At 33.5% G+C, this 10,534-nt stretch carries 11 protein-coding genes; 7 read left to right on the forward strand and 4 right to left on the reverse strand.

Translation table 11 applies throughout. The features are described from left to right. Positions 1–69 precede the first annotated feature (69 nt). The 3 genes from LUU93_RS16100 to LUU93_RS16110 all read left to right on the forward strand — a co-directional run bounded on the left by LUU93_RS16100 (position 70) and on the right by LUU93_RS16110 (position 2,493). On the forward strand, positions 70–213 hold the full coding sequence (locus tag LUU93_RS16100) for a hypothetical protein (RefSeq protein ID WP_232682199.1): 144 nt from the start codon (positions 70–72) through the stop codon (positions 211–213). After that, entirely contained in the window at positions 206–1,063 is an 858-nt protein-coding gene (locus LUU93_RS16105) for a sulfurtransferase (RefSeq protein WP_232682200.1), read from the forward strand. Before LUU93_RS16100 ends, LUU93_RS16105 begins: the two co-directional genes overlap by 8 nt. A 188-nt stretch (positions 1,064–1,251) precedes the next feature. Next, positions 1,252–2,493 carry an ATP-binding cassette domain-containing protein gene (locus LUU93_RS16110; protein ID WP_232682201.1) on the forward strand — a complete coding sequence of 414 codons (1,242 nt, stop codon included), beginning with the start codon at positions 1,252–1,254 and terminating at the stop codon, positions 2,491–2,493. A 91-nt stretch (positions 2,494–2,584) separates the two neighbouring features. Here the strand turns inward: LUU93_RS16110 and LUU93_RS16115 are convergent, their stop codons facing one another. Together LUU93_RS16115 and LUU93_RS16120 are read right to left on the reverse strand one after the other, a co-directional pair. Continuing rightward, positions 2,585–3,631: an RluA family pseudouridine synthase gene (locus tag LUU93_RS16115; protein WP_232682202.1), complete on the reverse strand. Its 1,047-nt coding sequence runs from the start codon at positions 3,629–3,631 to the stop codon at positions 2,585–2,587. Beyond that, entirely contained in the window at positions 3,621–4,241 is a 621-nt protein-coding gene (locus LUU93_RS16120; protein WP_232682203.1) for a PASTA domain-containing protein, read from the reverse strand. Before LUU93_RS16120 ends, LUU93_RS16115 begins: the two co-directional genes overlap by 11 nt. A gap of 248 nt (positions 4,242–4,489) precedes the next feature. Between LUU93_RS16120 and LUU93_RS16125 the strand changes: the two genes are divergently transcribed. The 4 genes from LUU93_RS16125 to LUU93_RS16140 all read left to right on the forward strand — a co-directional run bounded on the left by LUU93_RS16125 (position 4,490) and on the right by LUU93_RS16140 (position 7,975). Next, positions 4,490–5,461: a D-alanine--D-alanine ligase gene (locus LUU93_RS16125; RefSeq protein ID WP_232682204.1), complete on the forward strand. Its 972-nt coding sequence runs from the start codon at positions 4,490–4,492 to the stop codon at positions 5,459–5,461. A gap of 146 nt (positions 5,462–5,607) precedes the next feature. Next, positions 5,608–6,066 carry a pantetheine-phosphate adenylyltransferase gene (coaD, locus tag LUU93_RS16130; protein WP_232682205.1) on the forward strand — a complete coding sequence of 153 codons (459 nt, stop codon included), beginning with the start codon at positions 5,608–5,610 and terminating at the stop codon, positions 6,064–6,066. 67 nt (positions 6,067–6,133) lie between these two features. Further along, positions 6,134–7,321: a DUF4062 domain-containing protein gene (locus tag LUU93_RS16135; RefSeq protein ID WP_232682206.1), complete on the forward strand. Its 1,188-nt coding sequence runs from the start codon at positions 6,134–6,136 to the stop codon at positions 7,319–7,321. A gap of 75 nt (positions 7,322–7,396) precedes the next feature. Further along, the gene (locus LUU93_RS16140) at positions 7,397–7,975 is read left to right on the forward strand and encodes a PhnA domain-containing protein (RefSeq protein WP_232682207.1); all 579 of its coding nucleotides are present in this window, start codon (positions 7,397–7,399) and stop codon (positions 7,973–7,975) included. A 283-nt stretch (positions 7,976–8,258) separates the two neighbouring features. Here LUU93_RS16140 and LUU93_RS16145 read toward each other — a convergent pair whose 3' ends face one another. Both LUU93_RS16145 and LUU93_RS16150 read right to left on the reverse strand, forming a co-directional pair. After that, positions 8,259–8,705 (reverse strand): hypothetical protein, encoded by a 447-nt coding sequence (locus tag LUU93_RS16145; RefSeq protein ID WP_232682208.1) that lies wholly within the window; start codon positions 8,703–8,705, stop codon positions 8,259–8,261. Between the two features lie 176 nt (positions 8,706–8,881). Beyond that, positions 8,882–10,243 (reverse strand): DEAD/DEAH box helicase, encoded by a 1,362-nt coding sequence (locus tag LUU93_RS16150; RefSeq protein WP_232682209.1) that lies wholly within the window; start codon positions 10,241–10,243, stop codon positions 8,882–8,884. Positions 10,244–10,534 lie beyond the last annotated feature (291 nt).

The following is a 10,534-nucleotide window of genomic DNA, read 5'->3' on the forward strand; positions in this document are numbered from 1 at the left end:
AGTTTTGTGCATAAAGGTTATTGTCCTTTAGTTTGGACAAACAAAAAATACAAAATACAGTATGTCAATATGGGACACAATAATATTGATTACGAAGGAGGGATTAACAAAACACTTTCGTATACATTTGAAAATAAAATACAAAGCAAATTCATTCTTGATGCATGCTTTGGCTGGGGACTTCTAAAAAATAAATTCATTAAAAATGTCTAGTAAACTTTCTCCCATCACAAACGCTGAAGAGTTATTAAAGCTGAATAACTCTTCGGAAATTATTTTAATCGACGCCAGAGCAGGAATTAATGCCGAGGAAAATTTTAAAGCAGAACATTTAAAAGGGGCTCGTTATGTCGATTTGAACAAAGATTTAGCAACAGTCGACTGCAATCCAAAAAATGGCGGAAGGCATCCTCTTCCCTCTTTTTCAAAGTTTTCGGAAGTGCTTTCAAAACTCGGAATTTCACCTTCATCTCATGTTGTAATTTATGATGATAAAAACGGTTCAAATGCTGCTGCAAGATTTTGGTGGATGCTAAAAGCTGTGAAACATGAAAAAGTTCAGGTTTTAAACGGAGGTTTGCAAGAAGCAGTCAAAGCGGGTTTTCCTGTAAATTCAGAAATAGAAAATTTTGAAAAAACAGGAAATTATCCGATTACTGAATGGAATTTAAAAACTGCTGATATTGAAGAGGTCGAAAAAGCCCGAAATAACAGCGAAAATATTGTAATTGACGTAAGGGATAAAAATCGTTTTGATGGTCTTACAGAACCTTTAGATTTAATTGCCGGACATATTCCGGGTGCTGTAAATTTTCCGTTTAGTGAAAATCTGGACGAAAACGGCCTTTTCAAATCTCCTGAAGTTTTAGCTGAAAAATATGCTGAAATTTTAAATAATAAAACGTCAGAAAATGTAATTGTACATTGCGGTTCCGGCGTTACGGCCTGCCATACTTTATTAGCGTTGGATTATGCCGGAATTGAAATTCCAAAACTTTATGTAGGTTCCTGGAGTGAATGGTCAAGAAATGACCGCGAAATGGCAGCTAAAGAAACAAAATAATCTCTTTTTTAAACACATAGAAACATAGATTTTTATTGTGTTTAAAAGAGTATAAAAAGAAGCACGCTTCTAACACATAGCATACTATGTTTATTAATGCAAGTGAAACGCCTTTATTTAAGTTTCAAAAAAACTATGTTACTATGTGTTAAAAATGCAGACAACAGTTTAAAAATAGAAAATAAAAAATGCAGCATTGGGATATACTTTTATCTAATCAGGTAAATAAAAAAGCATTCATAGACAGTTTACTTAATGGAGAAGCAAAAGGAGAATTAGCCGTTTTTAATAATCAAAAAGGTATTTTATTTTCTGATATTGCTATCGAAAAATTCATTGAAAAAGAATACCAATACGACAGCGTAGAAGCATCTCCTGAATCACACAGGCAATTACGTACATTTTCATCCGGTGAGCGTAAAAAAGAATTTTTAAAATACTGCATTAATCAAAAACCGGATTTTATCATTTTTGACAATCCGTTTGACCATTTAGATCAGGCTTCGAGAGTAACTCTGGCAGATTCTTTAAACGATCTGACTAATGAAATTGCTATTGTTCAGCTCTTAAATCGTGTTGTGGACGTTCTGGAATTTGTTCCAAATAAAGCGCAGATTAACGACAATACATTTGAATTACACCCAATTTTAAAAACCGAAAATCATTTTAAAACCTTAAATACGGCATCAATCCCAAAAGCAATTGAGCTGCATTCCTTCCACGAAAGTGTATTAATAAAACTGGAAAATGTTTCGGTTAGTTATGATGAAAGAAAAATTCTTGACAACATTTCATGGACAATTAAACAGGGTGAATTCTGGCAGTTAATTGGGCCAAACGGTTCCGGAAAAAGTACTATTTTATCCTTAATTACGGGGGATAATCCAAAAGGGTTTGGTCAGGATTTATATTTATTTGGAAGAAAAAAAGGAAGCGGAGAAAGCGTTTGGGACATCAAAAAACAAATCGGAATTTTTGCAACTTCAATGACCGATTTATTTCAAAAAGGCCACACTTTAGAAGAAATGATCCTTTCCGGTTTTTTTGATTCAATCGGACTTTATATCGAGCCCACAACGCATCAAAAACAAATTGTTTCACAGTGGCTTGAAGTTATTGAAATGACACACTTAAGAAAAAAACGTTTTATTGATCTTTCTATCGGTCAGCAAAGAGTTGCATTAATTGTGCGTGCCGTTTTAAAACATCCGCCATTATTAATTTTAGACGAACCCGTAGAAGGTCTGGACGACGAAAATGTAGATTTGGTAATTCAGCTTATCAACACGATAAAACAAGAAACAAACGTTACGATTCTATACGTTTCACATAGAATAGAACAAGGCCTCGCTCCTACTTCTGTTTTCGAACTTTTACCAAATCCAACGGGATCGATTGGTAAAATAAAGTATCATTCGGAATTAAATTAAAACACGAATTCCACTAATTTACACGAAAATTAATCTGTGTAAATTAGTGAAATTTGTGTTTAAGAAATTATCTAATTGACAAATTATCTAATTAATTCTCTTCGTCTTCAGTATTATGTGACTTCACGTAAGTACGCCATTTTTCAATACAATCCTGAAAATCCTGTGGTAACTCTGTATCAAAACGCATCATTTCTCCCGTATTTGGGTGAACGAATCCAAGCGTTTTAGCATGCAGCGCCTGACGCGGCAAAGCTTTAAAACAATTCTCTATAAACTGTTTGTATTTTGTAAACGTTGTTCCTTTCAAGATCAAATGTCCGCCGTAACGTTCGTCATTAAATAACGGATGCCCGATATGTTTCATGTGCGCACGAATCTGGTGCGTTCTTCCGGTTTCCAATTTACATGAAATCAAAGTAACGTAACCAAAACGTTCTAAAACTTTATAATGTGTAATTGCCGGTTTACCTATTTCAGGATCAGCAAAAACAGCCATCTGCATGCGGTCTTTTAAATGTCTGGCAAGGTTTCCTTCAATAGTTCCTTCATCATTTACAACATTTCCCCACACAAGGGCAATATATTCACGTTCTGTAGTTTTAGCTTCAAATTGTTTCGCCAAATGCGTCATTGCTGCTTCCGTTTTGGCAACAACCAAAAGTCCAGACGTATCTTTATCAATTCTATGAACAAGGCCGGGACGCTCGCTGCTGTTCATTGGCAGGTTATCAAAATGATGTGCCAGAGCATTTACAAGAGTTCCGGTATAATTTCCGTGACCCGGATGCACCACCATTCCCGGCTCTTTATTGATTAATAAAAATGCATCATCTTCATACACAATATTAATCGGAAGATCTTCCGGCAGTATATGGTTTTCATATGGAGGATGCGATAACATAACTGTAATCACATCAAAAGGTTTTACTTTATAGTTTGATTTTACCTGAACATCATTTACAAAAATATTTCCGTCACTTGCTGCGTTTTGGATTTTGTTACGCGTAGCATTCTGAATCAAATTCAGCAAATATTTGTCAATACGCAAAAACGCCTGACCCTTTGGGACTTCAAATCTGTAATGCTCGAATAATTCGTCTTCCAGATCTAAATTTTCTTCAATATTATTGTTCATCTTTTGGGGTTTCTGCAGGCACTGCTAAACTATCTGCAGCCTGACTGTCATCTACATAACTCGCTTTTCCGTCACCTAAAACCAAATCAATTTTAGATGCTTTCAAAACACGGTCTCCTACTTTTAAATTTCTGCCTTTATAACGCATTTCCAAAACCATATCTTTTCCAAGATTTGGAATATAAGTAATTGTTCCCGGTTCAAGTCCTAAAGCTTTTAAAGTTGGCACCGCTTCACGATATGTTTTTTCAATTAAATCCGGAATTTTAACAGACGAAAATCCCGATGAATTAATTTTAATATATATTTTTCTTCCTACTTTCACTTTAGTTCCCGGCAGCGGATCCTGCTCAACAACACTATATTTCGGATATTCACTTCGGTAATCAACGCTATCCAAAAGCACATAATCTAAATCCAGCTCGTCTAGTTTTTCTTCAACTTGTTCTTCAGTCAGTCTGGCTAAATTAGGAACCGCAATTTCGTGTCCGTGATCAGTTGTAAAAGTCAGCCAATGCATAAACAAATAACCCAAAACTGCAATAATAGCAGCCGCACTTAACACTTGTAAAAAAAATACCCGGCTAGTTAAATACTTACGTAAACTCATAAATTTATTTTTAGTTGTCGCAAAGATAAAGTATTTCATTTCAAAAAAAATGATAATTTTGTTTAAAACAAGAAAGTCTTCCCTTAAGCATGTAAGCCTAGCGAACACTGGATATTAATGGCACACAGATTTTGCAGATCTAAACAGATTTCAAAAAATAATTCGTGAAAATTCGTAAAATTCGTGGCAGAAAACCTGAAACCTGAAACAAAGAAAACCTGAAACAAAATATAAAACAAAACATATAAATGAAAAACATTGCCATCATCATGGGCGGATATTCAAGCGAATACAAAATTTCGCTTATCAGCGGAAACGTTGTGTACCAATATCTTGACAAAACAAAATACAACGGATTCCGAATTCATATTTTTAAAGAAAAATGGGTTTATGTAGACGCAAATGATACCGAATTCCCAATTGACAGAAACGATTTTTCTGTAACGGTAAATGGGGAAAAAATTATATTTGACTGTGTTTTCAATGCCATTCACGGAACTCCGGGCGAAGATGGACTAATGCAGGCATATTTTGAATTAATTGGATTACCGCAATCTTCTTGCGATTACTACCAATCGGCATTGACTTTCAATAAAAGAGATTTATTATCTGTTTTAAAACCATACGGAATCAAAACAGCAATTTCCTATTACTTAAACAAAGGCGACGAAATAAATACTCAGGAAATCGTTAAAAAAGTAGGTTTACCATGTTTCGTAAAACCAAACAAAGCCGGTTCTAGTTTCGGAATCTCAAAAGTAAAAACCGAAGCCGAACTTCCAATCGCAATTGAAGTTGCTTATAAAGAAGACAACGAAATTATCATTGAAAGTTTCTTGGACGGAACCGAAGTTTCTGTGGGCGTAATTAATTACAAAGGAGAAGTTATAGTTTTACCAATTACCGAAATTGTATCTGACAATGATTTCTTTGATTACGAAGCCAAATACGAAGGAAAATCACAAGAAATCACGCCAGCCAGAATCTCTGATGAGCTGACAAAAAAAGTAGGAGAAACTGCAAAACGTGCTTACGAAGTTTTAAAAATGAAAGGATTCTCTAGAAGCGAATTCATCATTGTAGATAACGAACCGTATATGCTGGAAATGAACACTATTCCGGGTTTAACAACCGAAAGTTTGATTCCGCAGCAAGCAAAAGCAGCCGGAATTTCTCTGGAAGAATTATTTACAAATGCAATCGAACTAGCCTTGGCATAGTTGCTAAAATATTAAGGTTCTGAGATTCTAAGATTTCAGAACCTTAATTTATACAACTGTCAGACTGAGCGAAGTCGAAGTCCTGTCCAAAAAGAAAAACCTTTGAACCTTTGTCACTCTGAACCTTTGAACCTCAAACAAAAAAAATGCGAAAAGCCATATTTCCGGGATCATTTGACCCTATTACACTTGGACACGAAGATATTATCAAAAGAGGAGTTTCTTTATTTGATGAAATCGTAATTGCCATTGGTGTCAATGCCGAAAAAAAGTACATGTTTTCACTAGAAGAAAGAAAACGTTTTATTGAAGAAACCTTTAAAGATGAACCAAAAATTTCGGTTATAACTTATGAAGGGCTGACAATAGATTTAGCAAAAAAACAAAAGGCAAACTTCATTTTAAGAGGCTTGCGCAACCCAGCCGATTTCGAATTCGAAAAAGCAATTGCACACACGAACAGACGTCTTTCTAAAATCGAAACGGTATTTTTATTAACTGCAGCAAAAACGTCTTATATTAGTTCTAGTATTGTTCGTGATGTATTGCGAAACGGCGGTGAATATGAAATGCTGGTTCCGGATGCGGTTAGGGTAAAGAAATAGAAAGAATAAAAAACTTTCTCTAGTTATAAAATAATTTTTAATTAAAAACAAAATGTAAAAATTTATTATGGCCACACCAAGACTTTTTGTTAGTTCTACCTGTTATGATTTACAAGAAATACGATTTCAATTACGAAATTTCATAAGAGATTTTGGTTATGATGCCGTTATGAGTGAATTTGATGATATATTTTATAATTATGAATCTCATGTCCAAGATTCTTGTATCGAAGAAATAAATAAGTGTCAATTATTTATTTTAGTTGTAGGAAATAATTACGGAAGTTTTTATCATCAAGATAAACAAGATGATAATATTCCTGAGAGTGTAACTCTTAGAGAATTTAGAAGAGCACTTGATGTCAAAATATATAAACATATATTTATAAACAAATATGTCGAATACGATTATAAAAACTATAAAAGAGCCTTAGATAAAGTTATCTTAAAACATTTCCAAAAAAACAATATACCAAATGATGAAACAGATAATGTAAGAAATCAAGTAAAAAGAGATTTTGATGAGCAATATCACTTTCCTTACGACTCATATAAATTCGTTTTTTACTTTTTAGATATTATTCACGAAATCAAAGAAGGAAATGCTATAAATACATTTGAATCTTTCTCTGATATAAAAGATACATTAAGAAAACAATGGGCTAACTTTATGTATGAATCCTTAACGAAAAAAGATAAAGTTCAAACTATAATACAGCCATTAGAAACCAAAATTGATAGAATTGAAAAAAACATTTCAAAACTTTTTGAAAGTAAAACCAATGAAAAAGACAATCAGATAACTTTTGATTTATCAAGTTTGACAAGAGAAACAAACATAGAAAACTTAATAAAACTGCAGGATGAAATTCAGACTTTACTATCTGATGTAACACATTACACATATTATGACTTTGATGAAGGCTTTCCTTTAATTAATAAAAGAATAACTTTTAGCAAAAAATTTTCTTCAGAAATGGTCAAAGAATGGCTTGAATATTTAAAGCCTTTGACACAAAGTTTTAAATGGTCAAAAGATATCAGTGTAGTCGATGTTTTTAAAGGCTTACCTTTCAAATATAATAAACATAATTTTCAAATAAGCTATAAAACACTTTTTGAACTTTTTACACTTTATAACTCTTTTGAAGAAACCGATAAAAACAATTTAGTTAATACTATAAGAGAACATTTCAATCTAAATTATGAAGCTCCTATAGTTTCTGTTCCAAAAGATGATGATTTACCTTTTTAGAATTATCAAAAAACCATAAACTTGCAAGCGAAGCAGATTATAAGTAATTTCGCCAAAAAAATAAACAAATAAGTAATGAGTATCGAAAGAGAATTAAGCAAACGAAGCGGGTCTAAATGTGAACTTTGCGGCGCCGAAGAAAACCTGAAAGTATATCAAGTATTACCAACTCAAAAAGGCGGTATTGACGAAGCAATATTAGCATGTAATACCTGTATTGACCAAATTGAAAATCCAGATAACGTCGATTTAAATCACTGGAGATGTCTTAACGACAGCATGTGGAATGAAAACGTTCCGGTTCAGGTTGTTGCCTGGAGAATGTTAAGCCGTTTACGTTCTGCCGGCTGGCCTCAGGAATTACTTGATATGATGTACTTAGATGAAGATACGCTGGCGTGGGCACAAGCAACCGGCGAAGGCGAAGATGACGAAAATAAACTGGTTCACCGCGATAGTAATGGTGTTGTTTTACAGCACGGAGATTCTGTTGTATTAATTAAAGATCTTAAAGTTAAAGGATCAAGTATGGTTGCCAAACAAGGAACCGCCGTAAGAAACATTCGTCTAGACCACGAAAATGCTGAATACATCGAAGGAAAAGTCGATGGACAGCAGATTGTTATTATTACGCAATATGTAAAGAAAATTTAAAAGGTGATAAGGTTCTAAGATACTGAGATTCTAAGTTTTTTTACTCCCTTATCTAACCGTAAAGCAAGCAAAAGTTAACTCAAAGTTCGCTAAGTTTTATTCACAAAGCTTTGCGGACTTTGCACTTTTACAAAAGCTTTGAATTAAAAAACTTAGCGAACTTTGCGTTAAAATCAAGACAACGTTAAGCAACCTGAAACCTGAAACAAAGAAAAACCTGAAACAAAAAAAAGCCGTTCAAAAACTGAACGGCCTTTTTCAATATATTGTTTTTGACAACAAACTATTTTTGAAATAATTTGCTGATTTGATCTTTTACAAATGGCTCAGATACACTGTTTGTTGCAGCATCTCTGTCTTTGCTGGATACCATAAACTGAACTGTAGCTTTATCTGGTACAACATTTCCTGTATAGTGCAGCCAAATGTAGTTGTTTGGTAATTCTAATTTAATATCATACAAAGGAGAAGCGGTAAAACCTCCCATAATAATGTTGTAAAGATTTGTATAATCGTTATCAACATTTTTAAAAGTAAATTTTCTCAAACTTGAAGCATCATCTTCGTTTTGAATACTTGTGTAATAAACTGTGTATTCGTCTCCAATTTTCTGAATGTAATTGTTATTTACTTTTCCTAATTTCTCAACAGGAACTGTCTCAAGAACTTTGATTTGTGCAAATGATACAAAACTAAAGAACAAAATGGCAATGGTAATAATCTTTTTCATAGTGGATTTGGGGTTTACAATTTTACTGCAACAAAAAAACACAGAAATATTGAAAAAACACCTATCAATTCATTATTTTTTTAACACAAAATTGTTAATCTTGTTCGATTAATGATAAAAAACTGATATACAACAACATAAAACAAAGCAAATACAGTTATATAATCCTAAAAAGGCTAAAATTTCTTATTTTTTTCTTCTTCTTTCTTTATAACATTTCGGGCAACTTCAATTTTAAACTTCTTACCCTTCATTTTTTCGTCTTTAATGTTTTTCAGAAGCTCTTTTACCTTTCCAAATCTTACCGCCGCAAACGAAACAAAATCTTTTACTTCAATAAGCCCTAAATCATCTTTTTCCAGTTTTCCTTTTTGAGAAAAGAAACCTACTATATCAAACTTATTCAGCTTTGTCTTTTTTCCGCCGCTTATATAAATTGTTTGAAATTCTGGTGGTTTTGGCAGAGAAATTACATTTTTCACATCCAAAACTGACATGCCATAATCAATATAATCTAGTTGTTTCTCACTTTCGTGAACAATAATATACGCCGTTCCGGTTGCCTGCATACGCGCTGTACGTCCGTTACGATGTGTAAATTCATCTTCTTTTAATGGTAAATGATAATGAATTACGTGTTTCATTTCAGGAATATCCAATCCACGAGCAGCAAGATCTGTCGTGATGAGGTAACTTATACTTCCGTTTCTAAACTGAATTAAAGCGCGCTCACGTTCGTCCTGATCCATTCCCCCATGATAATACGTGGCGTAAATTCCTTTTTCGTTTAAAGTATCGCTGATACGTTCTGCAGCATCGCGATGGTTACAAAAAATAATAGTCGACTGTGATTTTAAAGAACAAATTAAATTGAATAAACTTTCTAATTTATCTTTAGAAGGCGAAACAATCATTTTCATAGAAAGATTTGATTTTTCCTCCTCTTCCACAATGAAATCTAAAACCCTTGGATTTACAACTCGCGTATATTTTGGAATCTCAATATCAGACGTTGCAGACACTAAAACTCTTTTGTTTACTTTGGGCAGTCTTCCAATAATAAAAGACATTTGTTCATGAAACCCCAGTTGAAGCGATTTATCAAACTCATCTAAAATCAGCGTTTGAATTTTATCTGTTCTAAAAGTATCCCTGTCAATATGATCGGCGATTCTTCCCGGCGTTCCAATTAAAACTGCCGGAGGATTGCTTAAATTCTTGATTTCAGTATCGATTGAATGTCCGCCGTAGCAAATATTCACTTTGTACTGCGTTCCCATTTTTTTCCAAACCTGTTCAATCTGCAGCCCAAGTTCACGCGACGGAACTAAAATTAAACACTGAACCGATAAAATTTCAGGCTGTAATAATTCTAAAACAGGAAGCAAAAAGGCTAATGTTTTTCCAGATCCGGTTGGGGAAAGCAATAAAACATTATTATCGTTCAGGATTGTGTCCTGAGCTGTTTCCTGCATTTCGTTTAGGCTCTCAATCCCTAAATTTGAAAGTATATTGTTAGAATGGTGTTTTTTATTCATTTTGCAAAAGTAATTAAAAGGTTTCAAGTTTCAGGTTTTCTTTTGTTTCAAGTTTTTTTTTACCGCAAAGAACACAAAGGTTTACGCAAAGTTCGCAAAGTTTTTATCCGCAAAGCTTTGCGAACCTTGCGTTTTAAAAATCTTATACAAAAAAACCTTGCGTTCTCCTATGTTTGTCAAGTTAATTTACGATGAGTGATCGTTATGTTTAAATTTGCAATAATTAAGTGAAAAGGAATGAGAGTCCATTGGCGCCTAAATAGTTCAAGAAACATATTCTCGCAAAGAAAT

This window comes from Flavobacterium soyae (genome assembly GCF_021245985.1).
In the GTDB taxonomy this organism is placed as follows: domain Bacteria; phylum Bacteroidota; class Bacteroidia; order Flavobacteriales; family Flavobacteriaceae; genus Flavobacterium; species Flavobacterium soyae.